The organism is Methylobacterium sp. DB0501 (assembly GCF_011043735.1).
Taxonomy (GTDB): Bacteria; Pseudomonadota; Alphaproteobacteria; order Rhizobiales; family Beijerinckiaceae; genus Methylobacterium; species Methylobacterium alsaeris.
On the sequence record NZ_JAAKGV010000003.1, the window covers coordinates 140,644 to 158,469 of the forward strand.

Sequence of the window (17,826 nt, forward strand, 5' to 3'; positions counted from 1 at the left end):
CTTCGCTCAGACGCTGCGCGGCATCAATCCCGTCCCCGCCCCACCAGCCAGGCCGGGTCGAACCACCGGTCGGCCTCGCCGTCATAGGGCAGGCGGGTGATGTCCCATTGCTGGATGAACGGGGCGTAGACGTTCCAGACCGCGATCCCGCCGCCGACATAGATCCGCCGGCCGGGATAGCGCGCCAGCACCGCCCGCGGGTCCTCGTGCGAGCGGATGATCGCGATGGTGCGGTCCTTGTAGGCAAAGTCCGGCACCGCCTCGATGGTCTTCGGGCCGGCGATCAGCACGTGGCCCTGCGTCACGGCGAAGAACCGCGTCACGTCCTCGACGTAGAGCGGATCGGCGTTGCCCTCCCAGGGCAGCCGCCCGTGCAGGCCGAGCTGGCCCCGCTGCCCGATGGCGCACATCGCCCGCACGTCGATCATCGGAAAAACGCCCCCCGGAGCCGAGGCCCCGCGGGCCGTCGCTTCCGCCTGATAACCCGCGGGCCGATGCCCGGCCAGCCGGACCTGTCGTGCCGTCGCCGGAAGATTCCTTCCGGACCGGTATCCACAAGCCGGCGCGGCGAGCGCAGGGACTCGCGCCACGCTCGCCGGAGGCGGGCGATGGGGCTCGAACGCGGCGTCGGACACGAAGAAGGCGGGGCCGTCCTCCCGATCCGGAAGGAGGAACCCCGCCTCGTTCGTCTTCGACGTGCCCTGCGCCCCGGTCAGGCCGGCTTCTGCGGCGTCAGCACCCGGCCGGTCGGGAAGTCGAAGATCGCACCGCTCTCGGTCCAGTCCGGGCTCGCCAGGCGGACGATGTGGGGCGCCAGGTCCTCGGGCGTGCGCAAGGTGTCGGGATCCTCGCCCGGCATCGCGGCCTTGCGCATCGCGGTGCGCAGGGGGCCGGGATTGAGCAGCATCGTACGCACCGGCGTGGTCGCGGTCTCGGCGGCGTAGGTGCGCACCATCGCCTCGAGCGCCGCCTTCGACACGGAGTAGGGCCCCCAATAGGCGCGGCACGACGAGGCCGCGCCGGAGGTGACGAACACCGCCCGCCCGGCCTCAGAGCGCCGCAGCAGCGGGTCGAGGGAGCGGATCAGGCGCCAGTTCGCCGTGACGTTGACGTCCATCACGTTGGCCCAGACCTTCGGGTCGACGTGGCCGAGCGGCATCAGCTTGCCGAGCACGCCGGCATTGCCGACGAGCACGTCGAGCCGGCCCCAGCGCTCGTGGATCGCGGCGCCGAGGCGGTCGATGGCGTCGTAGTCGCACAGGTCGAGGGGGACCAGGGTGGCGGAGCCGCCCGCCGCCCGCACGGAATCGTCGAGTTCCTCCAGCGCGCCCTGGGTGCGGGCGACCGCGATGACGTGGGCGCCGGCCTCGGCGAGCGCCAGGGCGGCCGCGCGGCCGATGCCGCGCGACGCTCCCGTGACGACCGCGATGCGGTTCGCCAGGGGCTTGGGGGGGAGAAGGGAGTCGGACATGGTTGTCAGTCGGCCTCGGCGAGGATCGCCATCTGGCGCGGCGAGGCGACGGCGAGGTCGGTCAGCGGCGTCGGGTAGTCGCCGGTGAAGCAATGGTCGGTGTATTGCGGGCAGGCCGCGTCGCGGCTCTCCTCCCCCATCGCCCGGTAGAGACCGCCGATCGACAGGAAGGCCAGCGAGTCGGCGCCGATGTAGCGGCGCATGCTCTCGAGGTCGTGGGTGGCGGCGAGCAGCTTCTCCTTCTCCGGCGTGTCGATGCCGTAGAAGTCGGGATGGGTGATCGGCGGCGAGGCGATGCGGAAATGCACCTCGCGGGCGCCGGCCTCGCGCATCATCCGGACGATCTTCACCGAGGTGGTGCCGCGCACCAGGCTGTCGTCGACCAGCACGATCCGCTTGCCCTCGACCGCCGCGCGGTTGGCCGAGTGCTTCATCCGCACGCCGAGCTCGCGCACCGACTGGGTCGGCTGGATGAAGGTGCGGCCGACATAGTGGTTGCGGATGATCCCGAGCTCGTAGGGCAGCCCGGTCTCCTGGGCGTAGCCGAGCGCCGCCGGCACGCCGGAATCCGGCACCGGGATCACGATGTCGGCCTCGGCCGCGGATTCCCGCGCCAGCTCGACGCCGATGTTCTTGCGGACCGAATAAACGTTCTTGCCGTTCACGATCGAATCGGGACGGGCGAAGTAGATGTACTCGAAGATGCAGGGGCGCAGGGCTTGCGCCCGGGCGAAGCGGATCGACTCGATGCCGTCCTCGGAGATCACCACCATCTCGCCGTTCTCGACGTCGCGCACGAAGCGGGCGCCGATGATGTCGAGGGCGCAGGTCTCGGAGGCCAGGATGTAGCGGCCGTCGAGCTCGCCCAGGACCAAAGGGCGGATGCCGAGGGGATCGCGGGCGCCGATCAGCTTCTTGTTCGTCATCATCACGAGGGCGTAGGCGCCCTCGATTTGGCGCAGCGCATCCATCACCCGGTCGACGATGCGCACGTGGCGCGAGCGGGCGACGAGGTGGAGGATCGCCTCGGTGTCGGAGGTCGACTGGCAGATCGCGCCGTCGCGCACCAGCTGGCGGCGCAGCAGGAGGCCGTTGGTCAGGTTGCCGTTATGGGCGACCGAGAGGCCGCCGGTCTCCAGCTCGGCGAAGAGCGGCTGCACGTTGCGCAGGATCGTCTCGCCGGTGGTCGAGTAGCGGACGTGGCCGATCGCGGTCTGGCCCTTCAGGCGCTCGATCGTGGCGAGGTCGGAGAACGAATCGCCGACGAGGCCCATGCGGCGCTCGGAATGGAACACCCGGCCGTCGAACGACACGATGCCGGCCGCCTCCTGGCCGCGATGCTGCAGGGCGTGGAGGCCGAGCGCCACGATCGCGGCGGCGTCGGGATGACCGTAGATGCCGAAGACGCCGCACTCTTCGCGCAGGGTATCGCCGTCGAGGTCGAGATCGCCGCCGAACGCCTCGCTCGCCCCGGGCGCGCCCCGGAAGGTTTCGCTGCGTGCTGACATGATGAGAAGCCCCTGGTGGCCGGTCACCGCACGGCCTCGCCTCGCCGACCCCGCGCACCCGTTAGCCGCGCGGGCCTGATTCGCCCGCGAGGTCGGGTGTCGGCCATGGGGTCGTCGCCATGGAGCGTCCGATTTTTGACCTCGCGCCGGCTATGTAGTCGCTGCCGCGAGCGGAACCAAGGCGGCAGATGCGCGTTGCGCGGCGTATCTCACATGCAAAGGACGCCGGTCCGGTGTCCCGGTCCGTTTCGTGTCCGTTCAGCGACGCGGGGTGGCGTCGGTCCGGCGCTGGGGCGGGGTATCGGCCTCCGCCGGCGCGTCGGTGCCCGGATCGGTCTCGGGCTTCGGCTTGCGGAACTGCTTGAGCAGGCCTTCCGGATTGTCCGGCAGCATCGCCACCAGCTTCTGGCCGCTATTCTCCAGGATCTCGCGGCTGCGGGCCTGCTGCGCCCAGTCCGGCACCTTGCCCTGGACCAGCCAGGCCAGGAACACCCAGCCGATGACGCAGATCAGGAACCCGCGCCCGGCGCCGAAGGCGAGGCCGAGGCTGCGGTCGACGGCGCCGATGCGCGAATCGAGGATCAGGTCGGAGATCTTCACGGTGATCACCGAGACCACCAGCAGGGTGACGAGGAAGATCGCGGCGATCGAGACGACCAGCGAGACGGTGTCGCTGGAGACGTGCTGCTTCACGGTGGGCAGCAGCAGCGGGTGCAGGTACCAGGCGAGGCCGGCCGCCGCGACCCAGGCCACGATCGCCAGAACCTCGCGGGTGAAGCCCCGCACCGCCGCGAGCAACGCGGAGATGACGACGACACCCAGTACGACGAGATCGAGAACGGAGAACGGCATCTGCAGGAACGGTTCGGGGGCGGGAGCGTTGCCTCGGGGTCGCGGCTGCCCTTCACCGCGGGGTTTGTATACGCTGCCGGATCCGATCCGTCACCCTCGCGCTGGCAGGCCTCTTCCGCTCAGACATCCTCGTCGTCATAGGCCGGCAGCCGCTGCTGCTGGCGCCGCCCGCCGCGGACCGGCCTGCCGCTGGCCGCCACCCCCGCCACGAGGTCGGCGATGTGGCGCAGGGACTCGGCCGGGAACCCCGTCCCGGACCCGTCGCGCCCGGCTCCTTCGCGGCCCTGCGGCATCAGCGCCTTGGCGAAGCCGAGCTTCTGCGCCTCCTTCAGCCGCGCCGGCGCCTGCGCCACCGGCCGGATCGCCCCCGACAGGCCGACCTCGCCGAAATACACCGCGTCCGACGGCAGGGCCGCGCCCGAGAGCGAGGAGACCAGGGCCGCCGCCACCGCGAGGTCGGCGGCGGGCTCGCTGATGCGCAAGCCGCCCGCGACGTTGAGGTAGACGTCGTGGCCGCCCAAGCGGATGCCGCCATGGGCCTCCAGCACCGCCAGCACCATCGACAGGCGGTTCGGATCCCACCCGACCACGGCGCGCCGCGGCATGCCGAGCGCCGAGGGGGCCACCAGGGCCTGGATCTCGACGAGGAGGGGCCGCGTGCCCTCCATCCCGGCGAAGACCGCGGTGCCGGGCGCCGCGAGGTCGCGCCCGGCGAGGAACAGGGCCGAGGGGTTCGGCACCTCGGCCAGGCCCCCGTCCGTCATCTCGAACACCCCGATCTCGTCGGTGGGGCCGAAACGGTTCTTCACCGCGCGCAGGATGCGGAAATGGTGGCCCTGGTCGCCCTCGAACGAGGCCACCGCGTCGACCATGTGCTCGACCACCCGCGGCCCGGCGATCTGCCCGTCCTTGGTGACGTGGCCGACCAGGATCACGGCGGTGCCCGAGGTCTTGGCGAAGCGGATCAGGCTCTGGGCCGAGCCGCGCACCTGGGTCACCGTGCCGGGGGCCGATTCCACCGTCTCGGTCCACATCGTCTGGATCGAGTCGATGATCGCGAGCGCCGGCGGCTTGCCCTGGCTCAGGGTGGCGATGATGTCTTCCACGTTGGTCTCGGCGGCGAGTTCCACCGGCGCGTTCGCGAGACCCAGCCGCTCGGCCCGCAGCCGCACCTGGCCCACCGCCTCCTCGCCCGAGATGTAGGCGACGCGCTCGGCCCGTTTCGCCAGCGCCGCGGAGGCCTGCATCAGCAGCGTCGACTTGCCGATGCCGGGATCGCCGCCGAGCAGGATCACCGAGCCGCGCACGAAGCCGCCGCCCGTCACCCGGTCGAGCTCGGCGATACCGGACGAGGTGCGGGGCGCCTCCTTGACCTCGCCGGTGAGGCCTTCGAGCGGGAAGATCCGGCCGCGCGCCCGGCTCGGCCGGGTCGCGACCGGGCCGGCGACCGGGCTCGCGGCCCCCGTCTCCTCGACGATCGTGTTCCAGCCGTTGCAGGCCTCGCAGCGCCCGCGCCAGCGGTTGTAGACCGCACCGCAGGACTGGCAGGCGAAGGTCTGATGGTTCTTCGCCATCGGCGGCGGATCTCCGGGTGGTGAGGCCGCGCGCCGGCCTCCGTCAGATGGGTCTGCGGGCGTTCCTGATATGTCCCGAGGAGCTGATCGTTGCAACCGGGCCCGGTTCGCCCGAGCGACGGTTCGGAAACGAACCCGCCGCGCTCGCGTCCCAATCGCGCGCGACAGCTCGGCCGTCATTCGACGATGGATGCGCACGATGGCCCGGGCCGGTGAAACCGACGCTGACACCTACACCTACGACCGCGCGCAGCGCGGCTTCCACTGGCTGATGGCGGTGCTGATCCTCGTCGGGCTGGCGCTGGGCATCTACGCCGCCTGGCAGGTCCCCGGCACCTCGCCGCGGCGCGAGATCCTCGACATCCACAAGTCGATCGGGCTGACGGTGCTGCTGCTCCTGCCGTTGCGCGTCGTCTGGCGGCTGATCGCCGGCGAGCCGGCCTATCGCGCCCCGCCCTCCCGCTCCGCCCATCTGGCGGCGAAGGCCGCGCATCTCACCCTCTACGCCCTGATGCTGCTCCTGCCGGTCAGCGGCTACGTCTACTCGGCGGCGGGCGGCTACGGCCTGCCGTGGTTCGGGCTGTTCTCGTTCCCGCGCCTCGTGCCGGTCGACAAGGCGTTGTCGGCGAGCGGGTACACTGCCCATTACTGGATCGCCTGGGGCGTCGGGATCGTGCTCGGCCTCCACGTCCTGGCGGTGGCCTGGCACGCCTGGATCCGGCGCGACGAGGTGATGGGGCGGATGTGGCCGCGGCGGGCGGTCGGGGGGTGAGTCCGTCACGCGCATGACCGGATCTCACCGCCTCCGGGTCGTTCCGGACTCCGCTTCCGCGGCCCCGGAATGCGAGGGCGGATGGCCGTCCCGTAGAGCCGATCGATCCGCGCTCACCGCGCCGCCGGCGCGAACAGCCCCAGGAACAACGGCCGCGCATAGAGGTCCGCCGCGTTGTCCGGTGTCACCCCCGGCACCCAGGCCGGCAGCTCGGCGGCCGCGTTCACCATGCTCGACACCAGCTGCGCCGCGATGCCGGCATCGAGCGGGCGCACCGAGCCGTCGGCCATGCCGTCGACGAGGCAGAAGCCGAAGCGCTCGGTCAGGCGGTTCATGGTGCGCCGCGTCTCGGTGCGCAGCGCCTCCGGCAGAGCGCTGAAGGCGGTGACGCGCAGAAGCGGACCGCCGGGGCCGAGCTGGCTGCGCACCAGGGTCGCCGAGGCGGTGCAGATCCTCTCCCAGCCGGTCCCGCCGCCCGCATCCGCCGCGTCCTGCACCGCCCGGATCTGGGCGAAGCTGCGGGCGAAGCAATTGGCGACGAGGTCGTCCTTGTTGTCGTTGTGGTGGTAGAACGAGCCCTTCGTGACCTTGAGGAGGCCGGAGATCTTCTCCACCGAGGCGCCGCGATAGCCCTGCTGGTTGATCAAGATCGTGGCCGCGCGAAGGAACGCCTCCGGCGACACCTCGCTCTCCTCCGGCGGTGCCTGTTCGGGCAGCAGGCCCGGGCGCCACCCTGAGCCGGGCGCCGCCATGCCGCGGGTGAGGAGGTCGGCCATGCGCGCCCCGGCCCGGGCGTAGTCCCGCGGCTCGTAGCGGTGGATCCACAGCCGGGTCGAGTGCATCACCGAGAGCAGCAGGTGGGTGCGGGCGTTCCGGTCGGCCCGATCGAGGCCGTCCTCGTCGAACCAGCCGCGCAGGCGGCGGAACAGGGCGTTGTAGGCCGAGAACACGCTCTCGGCCTGGGGCGCCGGCAGGGCCCGCACGTCGTTGAGCACGGCGATGTCCGGCTCCTCGCCGGCCGCCATCGCGGCCCGGTGGGCGACGACGAGGTCGAGGAGGCGGGCGAGCCGCGCCGGCCCGTCGGGCGCCGCCTCGGCCCGGGCGACCAGCCCGTCGAGCACCCCGATCGTGTGCAGGAAGCAGGCCGCCGCCAGGTCCTCCTTGCGGCGGTAGTAATAGGTCACGCTGTTCGTCATCAGCCCGACGCTGCGGGCGACGTCGGCGAGCGTGGTGCCCTTCACGCCGGCTTCGTTGATCAGGGCGGCGGCGGCGTGGAGGATCGCGTCGCGCTTCTGGGCGTAGCGCCGGGTCTGGCGCGGCGCCGGCTCCGGGGCGGGCACGGTCTCGGGATCGAGGCTGTGGGGCATGGGGGGATTGAGCACTGTCGCGGGCGCCATGACAAGACGGCGCTCCAAGACAATGGTCACGCGGTCATGCCGTAATGCTCCCGGTACCACGCGACGAAGGCCGGGATGCCGGCCGCGAGCGGCGTCGCCGGCACGTAGCCGACGAGGTCGCGCAGGAGGTCGGTGCTCGCTTCCGTGCGCTCGACGTCGCCCGGCGGCAGGTCGCGCAGGTGACGGACCGCCTTCCGGCCGAGTGCGGCCTCCAGGGCGTCGAGCATCGCCGCGACGCTCACCGGCCGGCCGCCGCCGATATTGACCATCCGGTAGGGCGCGACCGGGCTCAGGGTGTCGGCCGCCGAGACCGGCGCCGCCCCGGGCGGGGGAGGGGGGGCATCGATCAGCCGGGTGATGCTCTCGACGAGGTCGTCGATATAGGTGAAGTCCCGCACCGCGCGACCGTGGTCGTAGACCTCGATCGGCTCGCCGGCCAGGATCTTCCGGGTGAACAGGAACAACGCCATGTCGGGCCGGCCCCACGGCCCGTAGACGGTGAAGAACCGGAACGCGGTGGTCGGGATCCTCCAGAGATGGGCGTAGGAATGCGCCATCGCCTCGCCGGCGAGCTTCGAGGCGGCGTAGATGGTGAGCGGCCACACCGCCCGGTCGGTCTCGTGGAACGGCACGCTCCGGTTGCCGCCATAGGCCGAGGAGGTCGAGGCGAAGAGCAGGTGGCGCACCGGATGCGCCCGGCAGCCCTCCAGGACCTGGAAGGTGCCGACGACATTGCCCGAAACGTAGGCCTCCGGGTGCTCCAGGCTGTAGCGCACCCCGGCCTGCGCGGCGAGGTGCACCACCATGTCGGGCCGCGTCCCGGCCATCAGCGCCATGAAGGCGCCGGGCTCCTCCAGCAGGAATTCGTGCGACGAGAAGCCGGGCAGGGCATCCAGCTGCGCCAGCCGGGCCCGCTTCAGGGCGACGTCGTAGTAGTCGGTCAGCCCGTCGACCCCCACCACCTCGTGGCCGGCCCGGAGCAGGCGGCGGGCGAGGTGGAAGCCGATGAAGCCGGCCGTGCCTGTCACGAGGAAGCGCATGGCGGGTCCCTGGCGCGGGACGAAAAAGCGCCCGCCCGGGGCGGTTACACCGGTGGGGGGCGGGTTGCCAGTGCGACGCGGCTCGGAACCCCGGGCTCAGAACACCTGCCGCAACAGCCAGTACAGCACCCCCGCCAGCGTGATCGCCGCCGGCAGGGTCAGGATCCAGGCGAGCGCCAGGTTGCGCACCGTCGCCATCTGCAGGCCGGTGCCGTTGGCCCACATCGTGCCGGCGACGCCGCTCGACAGGATGTGGGTGGTCGAGACCGGCAGGCCGTAGGCCTCGGCGAGCCCGATCGTGCCGGCGGCGACCGCCTCGGCGGACGCGCCCTGCGCGTAGGTGAGGTGCTGCTTGCCGATGCGCTCGCCGACCGTGACGACGATCCGCTTCCAGCCGACCATCGTGCCGAGGCCGAGCGCCAGGGCGACCACGACCTTGACCCAGGTCGGGATGTAGCGGGTGCCGTCGTCGAGGGTGTGCCGGTACTCGCCGAGGGTCTTCTTCTCGGCGTCGCCGAAGGGCGACGTGTCGCCGGTGAGCAGGCGCACCGCGTCGCCGGCGAGGTACATGTCGGCGCGCAGGTTCGGCGTCGCCTCCGCCGGCACGTGCCGGATGGCGCCGTAATTCTTCACCTGCGCGGCGATGTCGTCGGCGAGGCCGGCGAGCGCCGCGAGGGTGTCCGGCGTGGCGAGCGCCTTGGCCGGTGCCTCCGCCTTCAGCGCTTCGCCGACCGTGGCGCGGGCGCGGGCCGCATCGGGGACCGGGGCCTGTCCGGCATGGTCGCGGAAGACGCGGCTCGCTCCCTGCGAGCCTTGCACGAAGGCCGGCGTGCTCGAATCCGGCATGGTGCGGTTGAGCGCGTAGGCGGTCGGGGCGGCGCCGATCAGGATCAGCATGATCAGCCCCATGCCCTTCTGGCCGTCGTTGCCGCCATGGGCGAAGGACACGCCGGTGCAGGTGAGGATCAGGACGCCGCGGATCCAGAGCGGCGGCGGCGCCTCGCCCTCGGGCGCCCGGTAGAGCTCGGGCCGGCGCACCGTGCGCTTGAGCACCAGCAGCAGGCCGGCGGCGCAGACGAAGCCGACGAGGGGGCTGAACAGCAGCGATTCGAGCACGCTCGCCGCCTGCCGCCAGGCGACGCCGGAGGCGGCGTGGCCGGGCGCCATCAGCTGGTTGGCGAGGCCGACCCCGATCACCGAGCCGATCAGCGCGTGCGAGGACGAGTTCGGCAGGCCGAGCGCCCAGGTGCCGAGGTTCCACACGATGGCGGCGATGAGCAGCGCGAAGATCATCGCGTAGCCGGCGCCCGAGCCGACCTGCAGGATCAGCTCCACCGGCAGCAGGGTCACGACGCTGTAGGCCACCGCCCCGGTCGAGGCCATGACACCGAGGAAGTTGAAGGCGCCGGACCAGATCACCGCCACGAGGGGCGGCATCGAATGGGTGTAGATCACCGTCGCCACGGCGTTGGCGGTGTCGTGGAAGCCGTTCACGAACTCGAAGGCGAGCGCGATCAGCAGGGCGAGGCCGAGCAGCGCGAAGGCCCCGACGGCGAGCGGCGGCTGCCCGGCCCGGTGCATGTCGGCGACGAGGTTGGTGCCGGCGTAGGCCAGGCCCGCGGCCAGCACCGCCAGGAACGCCATGGTCGCCGCCGGATGCAGGCGGCGATCGAACCGCGGGCTGCCGTGACCAAGCGCCGCGCCGGAGCGGCCGGGGGCGAGAGCGGCATCGGACATAGGGGACCCACCGGAAAACTCGCCGTGACGGCGCCTTGCCAAACATAGGACGGCCGGATGGCAAGTCGATGAATGCGACGAATGCGGGGGGCTGCCTCCCCGGGGCCGTCGCGGCTGTCGAAAACCCGGTGTAAATGCCTAAGGGGCTTGCGTTCTGCGTGATGCAACCCCAAATTCGTCCGATCACCGCTGCCCCTGCGACGCGTGCATTCGGGTCACAGGGGCACGGGTCCCAGAGGCGTGGGTCTCCCGGCGATTCGTCGTCGGCGGATCCGCCCGCACCGAACCGGCCCGGCGCCCTTCTGGTCGAGGGTGGCGGAAAGCCAGCGAGTCAGTACCCGATGAACCAGCTCGTGCGCATGTCGCATATCGTGACCGCAGACGCCGTCGAGGAGCCCTCCCCGAGTCTCCGGGTTCCTTTCGCCCAGTCGGGCGCCTTCGTGTGCAAGTTCATCATCGGCGAGCCGAACGACCGTGCGGTCTGCTGCGGCGCGCCGGTGCAGGATGGAAAGAGCTGGTGCGCCTTCCACCGCCGGATCGTATTCGAGCCGACCCGCCCGGGGCGGCTGCGATAGCAGAGGTCGGCCGGGACCGCTACCCCGTCCCGCGTCGTTCCTCGGCCCGTCACGCTCCCCGGTCGTCCGGGCGTCAGGCGGCCCGGCCGTAGATCGGGAACGCCTCCTGCCGGCCGCGTAACGCGGAGCGGCTGACCTCGCGCCATTCCGCGCCCGAGGCGCGGGCCGCGTCGAGGGCAGCCTGCGACACCAGCGTGGTGGTCGCGAAGGTCTTGGTTGCCTGCTCCAGCCGGGCCGCGACGTTGACCGCGTCCCCCAGCACCGTGAATTCGAGCCGGTCGTCGTCGCCGACCACGCCGACGAACACCTCGCCGCAATGGACCCCGATGCCGATCCGCACCGGGTCCTGGCCCGAGCCGGCATTCCATGCGGCCACCAGGGCCTCGAGCCGGGTCGAGAAGGCCAGCGCCTGGGCGGCGGCCTCCGCGCGTGCCTCGGGCACGCCGAACACCACCAGGGCGCCGTCGCCCATGAACTTGTCGATCACGCCTCCGGTCTCGCGGGCGGCCTGGGCGACGCAGCGGCGAAAACCCGTCACCAGCATCGCCACCGTCTCGGGGTCGGCGCGCTCGGCGATCGTCGTCGAGCCGCGCATGTCGACGAAGGCGATGGCCGCGTGCCGTCGCTCGCCGAGCCGCAGGCCGCCGACCTGATCCATGCTGCCGCCACGTTCCAGCAGCGGCGCCAGCTCCGCCGGCAGGAAGCGCGACAGGGCCGCCCGCCGCGACGCCTCGCGCAGGGCCAGGACCGCGAGCAGGGCCATGATGCCGACGGACACGATGCTGCCGATCCCCACCATCGTCTCGATTCCGTGGGCGTGCTGCTGGTAGCCCACCAGCAGTTCGTCCTCCTGGGCGCGCATCGCCTCGATGATCCGGCGGATCTCGTCCATCTCCGCCTTGCCCTCGCCGGCCCGCACCAGGGCGAGGGCGCCGTCGCGGTCGCCGGCCCGGTCGAGGGCGATGGTCCGATCGAGTTCGGCGAACTTGCGGGCGATGGCGGGGCGCAACGAGGCGATCCGGGCTTCTTGCGTCGCGGAGGAGCGCAGTTCCTCCTCGAGCTGCGGCAGCTCGGCGGCGATCCGGGTCTGGCCGGCCGTGTAGGGCACCAGGAAGGCCGGATCGCCGGTCAGCAGGTAGCCGCGCTGGCCGGTCTCGCTGTCGAGGAGGTCGGCCAGCACCTGCATCAGGATCCGGTCGATCGCCAACGTGTGGGTGATGCGGTGCTGCACGCTGCTCTGCCAAGTGAGGAGCAGGCCGTTGGCGGACCCGACCAGCAGCAGCAGGGCCGCCCCGACGATCGTCAGCCCGGCCCGGCTGCGCACGCGGCCGATCTGGGCGCCGAGGGGCCGGCGGGCCGGGGACGCGTGCGGCGGGAGGGCTGGCGTCGGGTCGGGCGTCATCGGCGGTCTCGTCCGGCGCCGGGCGCGGGACGGGCCCTCGGCTCCGGCCGATATGGGACGCACCCCGCCCTCAGCAATCGCCCGGCCGGCCTACTTCCCCCAACGCAGGGCCGTTCGGGTCGATTTCGGTTCGAGCACAGGGCGCGGGATCCCCTTTCCGGGCGATGCCGGGCTTGTTTTCGAAAGCATTTTTCCGGACGGCTCTTCGCGGGCGGGGAGGAAGGCCCGCGCCTCACCCCTGTCCCGCCGCCCGGCGCCGGGCCGGAGCGCCGCTCGCCGCGCGTCCCTCCTCGCCCCCCTCCTGGCGGTCCTCTCGCCGTTCCTCCGGCCGCGCCGCCCCCGGCTCGCCCAACGGCGCCACGATGGTGCAGACCACGCCCTCGCGCGGAAAGCTCAGGCTGACCGTGCCGTCGAGCTCGCGGGCGAGGCTGCGCTCGATCAGGCGGGAGCCGAAGCCGGTGCGGGTCGGCGGCACCACCGGCGGGCCGCCGCGCTCCTGCCAGCGCAGGGTGAGCCGTCCCTCGGCCAGGCTCCACGACAGCGCGACCTGGCCGGCCGGCACCGAGAGGGCGCCGTACTTGACCGCGTTGGTGGCGAGCTCGTGCAACGCCATGGCGATCGACAGGGCGATGCGGGGCGGCAGGCGCAGGGCCGGGCCGCCGACGAGGAAGCGCGGCTGGGCGGCCGGGCCGTCGAGGGGGGCGAGCGCGTCCCTGACCACCTCGGCCAGCTCCGCGCCCTCCCAGCTCTCGCGGGTGAGGACGTCGTGGACGCGGGCGAGCGCGATCAGCCGCGCCTCGAAGGCCGCGCGGGCGGCCGCCGCCGCCGGCCCGTCGAGGCCGCGCAGGCTCTGCATCGCGATCGACTGCACGGTGGCGAGGGTATTCTTCACCCGGTGGTTCAGCTCGTGCACCAGGAGGCGCAGGTGCTCCTCGGCCCGCTTGCCCTCGGTCACGTCCTGGTGGATGCCGATCACCCGGCGCGCCCGGCCGCCGGTGTCGCGTTGTACGATCGCCTGGGCGCTGACCCAGCGCAGCCGGTCCGCCTCCCGCCGGATCCGGAACTCGGTGCGGTACTCGGCCTCGCCCGCCAGCAACGCGGCGAGCGCCGCCTCGATTTGCGCCCGGTCCTCCGGATGCACGGTGCGGGTCCAGGCCTCGTGCGAGAGAGGCGCCTGCCCGAAGATCTCCGCCGAGCGGGCCGAGAGGCGGTGCTGCCCGGAGGAAAGGTCGATCTCCCAGGTGCCGAGGCGCCCGGCGGCGAGCGCCAGCCGCAGGCGCTCCTCGCCCTCGCGGAGCGCCGCCTCGGCGTCCTTGGCCTCGGTGACGTCGACGTTGCAGCCGGTATAGCCGAGGAAGCGGCCGTGATCGTCGAGGCGGGGGACGCCCTCGCACAGGATCCAGCGGACCGCTCCCTGCTTGTCGATCACCCGGGTGGCGCAGCGGAAGGGCGTGCGCGCCGCGAAGGCCCGCTCGAAGGTCTCCTCGAAGCCGGGAAGGTCGTCGGGGTGGATGATCTCGCGCCAGCGGCCCTGGCGCAGGGTCTCGGTCGAGCGGCCGAACAGGTACTCGTAATGCATGTTGACGAAGGCGACCTCGCCCGCGGCATCGGTCATCCAGATCAGCGCCGGGGCGGAATCGGCCATGTGGCGGAAGCGCGCCTCGCTCTCGCGCAGGGCGACGAGGCCGCGGCTCTGCTCGGCCAGCGCCCGGTCGCGCTCGGCGATGCGGCGGCGCAGGCTCTGGGAGGCGTCGGCCAGCGTGTCGGCGAGCTGGCGGATCTCGCGGATCGGCGTCGAGACCCGGGGCACCGGCTGGCCCATGGCGAGCGCACCCCCGGCATTGGCGAGCTGGCGCAGGGGCTCGGCGACCCGTGCCCACAGCTTCACCGCCAGGATCGACGACACCGCCAGCGCCAGGAGCCCGAACCCCCCGAAGGCCAGGACCCAGTGGCGCAAGGGCGCCTCGACCTGCTGCTTGGGGATGCTGGCGCCGACGGTCCAGCCCGCCGCCTTCGCGGCGGTCTCGACGTAGAGGACCGGCCGCCTGCGCCGGTCGACCCCCTCCCAGATGTCGGCGGCGCCGGTCGGGGCGCCGCGCAAGGAGGCCTGCATCGGCTGGCCGGCGAGGCTGGCATGGTCCTCCGAACGGGCGAGCAGCAGGCCGTTGCGGTCGATGATCGCGGTCGTCCAGCCCGGCGCGAGATCCTCGATCAGGATCTGGTGCAGCCGGGCGACCGGCACCGAGAGGCTGAGCACGTAGGCCGGCGCACCCTCGATCATGACCGGCACCGCCACGTCGTAGGTCGGCGGCCGGCCGGGGGCGCCGGCCCGGACGTTGCCGACCACGGGCTTGCGCGTCGCCAGCACCGCGGCATCCTCGGGATGCGGGTCCTGCGGCAGCGGCGCCTCGTGGGGCAGGGCGGTGTTGACGAGCTGGGTCCCGTCCGGCCGGCGCAAGGAGAGGTTGAGGCCGATCGTGTCCCTCACCGCCCGGGCCTGATGCTCGAAGCCGGCGAGCCCGGTCCGGCCGAAGCCCTCCTGCCGCAGGCGCGGCGAGGCCGCGAGGGTTTGCAGCACCGAGACCAGACCGGCCATGTCCCGGTCGATGCTGAGCGCGATGCCGCGCACGCTCTCGCGGGCATCCTGCTCGAAGCGGATCCGCTCCAGGGCGGCGTAGCGGCCGAGCAGCACGGCGGTGAAGATCAGGCCCGGCCCGATCAGCGCGATCGCCAGGGCGACGAGGTAGACCTGGGTCGAGAGCCCGTCCCGCCGCAGGGCGTTGAGCCGGCGGCGGATCATGGTCTCGGTCCTGTGGCGCGCGGGCGGCGCGGGATGCTCAAGGCGTCAGGCCCTGTCGAGGTGGCCGAGATCGCGACCGGGCTCGATCCGGTCGCGCACCCGCTGCTTGAGGGTCTTGATGTCGGGGAAGCCGCCGTCGCGCTTGCGCTCCCAGATCACGGCGTCGCCGCAGGTGATCGCGAAGGCACCGCCGGTCCCGGGGATCAGCGCGACCTCTCCGAGGGCGTCGCGGAAGGTCGAGAGCAGCTCCTGCGCCATCCAGCCGGCCCGCAGCAGCCAGTTGCACTGGGTGCAGTAGGTGATGGCGATGCGGGGCTTCTCGGCCTCTGGACGGGGGGCGGTGTCGCTCATCGGGGGAGACTCCGCCTCCGATCGGCCCGCTTGTCAACCGGCATCACGCGCGGGTTCGCTCGCGGGTTGAGGGGTCAGGCGAGCTGGCGCAGCACCAGCAGGCTCGCGGCGACGCCGGCGATGCCGGCCGCGACCGACACCCCGACATAGGCGAGCGCCGCCGCGTGGGCGCCGCGCTCCCACAGCAGGAACGCCTCGAGCGAGAAGGTCGAGAAGGTGGTGAAGCCGCCGAGGATGCCGGTGGTGAGGAACAGCCGCAGGGCCTGCGGCCCGCCGCCCCGCGCCGCGAACCAGCCGGTGAGCACCCCCATCAGCACCGAGCCGGCGATGTTGATGATCATCGTGCCGAACGGGAAGCTGCTGCCCGCCCGCGCCGCCCACAGATTGACGCCGTGGCGCAGGGCCCCGCCGAGCCCGGCCCCGAGAAAGACCACCAGGTAGCTCACCGCCTCGACGCCTCCGTTCATGCCCGGAACTTCTGCCATGGGCCCGCGCGCGCGACGATGACGCTGCGTGCAACCGTGCTCCGCGCGCCGCAACGGGTTTCGGCCGGTGCCGCGATGCCACGCCTCGTCATGCGAGCGTGATGGAAGTTCCCCGGCGGTGCCGCTAGGTCAGATCGGAGGCGGATCGTGACCGCCATGTCCATCCGCTCCGCACCAATACCTCGGTATCAGCCCGGCCCTTTCCCGGACGACCGAAGCGATAGCGGAAGGAGGTCCGGGATCCGGCAACGAAACCTCGCGAAGCGTCCGCCAGTCGGCGACGCGCAAAGGTAGAGCCGCTGCGCGGCGCTTCCTCCGCCGGTACCGGAATTTCCTTTCGCCGACGCTCCCGTCGTCCGGGACAGGGGAGAGTGGGTGGGGTGGGTGGCGGGTATTCCCTCACCCCCCGAACCGGTCCCGCCACGTGGCTTGCGCTCCCGCCACCGGCAGGGCGCTCGCGTGGTACACCCCCAGGGCCACCGCCCGCGCCAGCACCCGCGCCGCCGCGTCGCCGAGCCGCGCGAGGTCGCCGACCGGATCGGCGAGCGGCACGGCGCCCGTGGCGGCGGCAAAGACCAGATCGCCGTCGAGGGGGGTGTGGGCCGGCACGATCGCCCGGGCGAGCCCGTCCTGTGCCGTCACGGCGAGGCGGCGGGCCTCGGCCTTGGTCAGGCGGGCATCCGTCGCCACCACGGCGATCGTCGTGTTGGCGCCGGGCATCGGCTTTCTCGGCCAGGCGAAGGCGTCGGGCGGGATCGTCGGCGCGGGGCCTAGGCCCCCGAACTCGGCGCCTTCCTCGAACGGCCCGGCCCAGAAATGCGGGCCGTCCCCGACCGTGACCCGCCCGAGCGCGTTCACGGCCACCAGGGCGGCGACGCGGGCCCCGGTGCCCTCGACCGCGGCCGAGGCGCTGCCCAGCCCACCCTTGAGGGTGGCGGTCCGCGCCCCGAGTCCGGCCCCGACCGAGCCCATCGCCACCGGACCGGCGCCGGCAGCCGCGGCGGCCGTGTAGCCGAGGTCGCGGTAGGGCGCGTACCGGCCCCATGCCTTGTCGCCGCCGTTGAGGAGGTCGAACAGGATCGCCGCCGGCACGATCGGCACCCGGGCCGGGCCGACCGCGAAGCCGCGACCGGTCTCGGCGAGCCAGGCGACGACGCCGCCGGCGGCGTCGAGGCCGAAGACCGAGCCGCCGGACAGGACCAGGGCATCGACCCCCGTCACCGTGCGCTCGGGATCGAGGAGGTCGGTCTCCCGGGTGCCCGGCCCGCCGCCGCGGATATCGACGGCCGCGACCGTCGGCGCATCGAAGACGATCGCGGTGACCCCGGAGAGGGCGCGGGCATCCTCGGCATGGCCGACGCGGATGCCGGCGATGTCGGTGAGGCCGCCGCTCACCGCGGCTCGGCCCGGCGCACCAGGTCGGCGACCGCGGCTTCCTCGGCCGCCGAGAGCGCCCGGGGCGGGGCCGGCTTGCGGCGGCGGGCGGCGGCCCAGAGGGCGAGGCCGCCGAGGCCGACCACCATGACCGGGGTCAGCCAGAGCACGGCGGTGTGCCAGGCCAGCACCGGGCGCAGCAGCACGAACTCGCCGTAGCGCTGCACCACGTAATCGACCACCGCGTCGTTGCTGTCGCCCTGGCGCAGGCGCTCGCGCACGATCAGCCGCAGGTCGCGGGCGAGCGGCGCGTCGGAATCGTCGATCGATTGGTTCTGGCAGACGAGGCAGCGCAGGCCGGCCGAGATCGACCGGGCCCGCGATTCGAGCCCCGGATCCTTCATCACCTCCTCGGGCTGCACCGCGCCGGCGGCGGCGGGCATGAGGAGAGCGAGGGCGAGCACGGCGGAGCGGAGAACGCGCATCGG

The 17,826-nt window shown here is 72.7% G+C and carries 16 protein-coding genes; 2 read left to right on the forward strand and 14 right to left on the reverse strand.

The window, feature by feature from the left end; all coding sequences use genetic code 11:
- Nucleotides 1-23: 23 nt before the first annotated feature.
- The 5 genes from G4G93_RS06325 to radA all read right to left on the reverse strand — a co-directional run bounded on the left by G4G93_RS06325 (nucleotide 24) and on the right by radA (nucleotide 5,405).
- On the reverse strand, nucleotides 24-428 hold the full coding sequence (locus G4G93_RS06325) for a dihydrofolate reductase (RefSeq protein WP_165082338.1): 405 nt from the start codon (nucleotides 426-428) through the stop codon (nucleotides 24-26).
- 284 nt (nucleotides 429-712) lie between these two features.
- A complete protein-coding gene (locus G4G93_RS06330) occupies nucleotides 713-1,471 on the reverse strand; it encodes an SDR family NAD(P)-dependent oxidoreductase (RefSeq protein ID WP_165082340.1) in 759 nt (252 codons plus the stop codon).
- A gap of 5 nt (nucleotides 1,472-1,476) precedes the next feature.
- Nucleotides 1,477-2,979: an amidophosphoribosyltransferase gene (gene purF / locus G4G93_RS06335; protein WP_165082342.1), complete on the reverse strand. Its 1,503-nt coding sequence runs from the start codon at nucleotides 2,977-2,979 to the stop codon at nucleotides 1,477-1,479.
- A gap of 258 nt (nucleotides 2,980-3,237) precedes the next feature.
- Complete coding sequence (locus G4G93_RS06340) at nucleotides 3,238-3,831, reverse strand: CvpA family protein (protein ID WP_165082344.1); 594 nt, start codon at nucleotides 3,829-3,831, stop codon at nucleotides 3,238-3,240.
- Nucleotides 3,832-3,950: 119 nt separating this feature from the next.
- Entirely contained in the window at nucleotides 3,951-5,405 is a 1,455-nt protein-coding gene (gene radA / locus G4G93_RS06345; protein ID WP_165082346.1) for a DNA repair protein RadA, read from the reverse strand.
- Between the two features lie 190 nt (nucleotides 5,406-5,595).
- On the opposite strand from radA, the gene G4G93_RS06350 reads away from it, so the two are divergent.
- Nucleotides 5,596-6,177: a cytochrome b gene (locus G4G93_RS06350; RefSeq protein WP_246736583.1), complete on the forward strand. Its 582-nt coding sequence runs from the start codon at nucleotides 5,596-5,598 to the stop codon at nucleotides 6,175-6,177.
- Between the two features lie 113 nt (nucleotides 6,178-6,290).
- Here G4G93_RS06350 and G4G93_RS06355 read toward each other — a convergent pair whose 3' ends face one another.
- From G4G93_RS06355 to G4G93_RS06365, 3 genes are all read right to left on the reverse strand, one after another.
- Nucleotides 6,291-7,574 carry a TetR/AcrR family transcriptional regulator gene (locus G4G93_RS06355; protein ID WP_246736584.1) on the reverse strand — a complete coding sequence of 428 codons (1,284 nt, stop codon included), beginning with the start codon at nucleotides 7,572-7,574 and terminating at the stop codon, nucleotides 6,291-6,293.
- A gap of 26 nt (nucleotides 7,575-7,600) precedes the next feature.
- Nucleotides 7,601-8,614, reverse strand: coding sequence for an NAD-dependent epimerase/dehydratase family protein (locus G4G93_RS06360; protein WP_165082348.1), 1,014 nt, complete (start codon nucleotides 8,612-8,614; stop codon nucleotides 7,601-7,603).
- Nucleotides 8,615-8,710: 96 nt separating this feature from the next.
- Nucleotides 8,711-10,351, reverse strand: coding sequence for an inorganic phosphate transporter (locus G4G93_RS06365; RefSeq protein ID WP_165082350.1), 1,641 nt, complete (start codon nucleotides 10,349-10,351; stop codon nucleotides 8,711-8,713).
- Between the two features lie 341 nt (nucleotides 10,352-10,692).
- On the opposite strand from G4G93_RS06365, the gene G4G93_RS06370 reads away from it, so the two are divergent.
- On the forward strand, nucleotides 10,693-10,926 hold the full coding sequence (locus G4G93_RS06370) for a GcrA family cell cycle regulator (protein WP_048430796.1): 234 nt from the start codon (nucleotides 10,693-10,695) through the stop codon (nucleotides 10,924-10,926).
- A gap of 73 nt (nucleotides 10,927-10,999) precedes the next feature.
- Here the strand turns inward: G4G93_RS06370 and G4G93_RS06375 are convergent, their stop codons facing one another.
- From G4G93_RS06375 to G4G93_RS06400, 6 genes are all read right to left on the reverse strand, one after another.
- A complete protein-coding gene (locus tag G4G93_RS06375) occupies nucleotides 11,000-12,328 on the reverse strand; it encodes a CHASE3 domain-containing protein (protein ID WP_165082352.1) in 1,329 nt (442 codons plus the stop codon).
- 232 nt (nucleotides 12,329-12,560) lie between these two features.
- Complete coding sequence (locus tag G4G93_RS06380; RefSeq protein WP_165082354.1) at nucleotides 12,561-15,128, reverse strand: sensor histidine kinase; 2,568 nt, start codon at nucleotides 15,126-15,128, stop codon at nucleotides 12,561-12,563.
- 45 nt (nucleotides 15,129-15,173) lie between these two features.
- Nucleotides 15,174-15,479, reverse strand: coding sequence for a SelT/SelW/SelH family protein (locus G4G93_RS06385; RefSeq protein WP_165082356.1), 306 nt, complete (start codon nucleotides 15,477-15,479; stop codon nucleotides 15,174-15,176).
- A gap of 74 nt (nucleotides 15,480-15,553) precedes the next feature.
- Nucleotides 15,554-15,946 carry a fluoride efflux transporter CrcB gene (gene crcB, locus G4G93_RS06390; protein ID WP_206289571.1) on the reverse strand — a complete coding sequence of 131 codons (393 nt, stop codon included), beginning with the start codon at nucleotides 15,944-15,946 and terminating at the stop codon, nucleotides 15,554-15,556.
- A 417-nt stretch (nucleotides 15,947-16,363) separates the two neighbouring features.
- Nucleotides 16,364-17,359: a P1 family peptidase gene (locus G4G93_RS06395; protein WP_165082358.1), complete on the reverse strand. Its 996-nt coding sequence runs from the start codon at nucleotides 17,357-17,359 to the stop codon at nucleotides 16,364-16,366.
- Nucleotides 17,356-17,823: a cytochrome c-type biogenesis protein gene (locus G4G93_RS06400; RefSeq protein WP_165082360.1), complete on the reverse strand. Its 468-nt coding sequence runs from the start codon at nucleotides 17,821-17,823 to the stop codon at nucleotides 17,356-17,358. The genes G4G93_RS06395 and G4G93_RS06400 overlap by 4 nt, the downstream gene beginning before the upstream one ends.
- Nucleotides 17,824-17,826 lie beyond the last annotated feature (3 nt).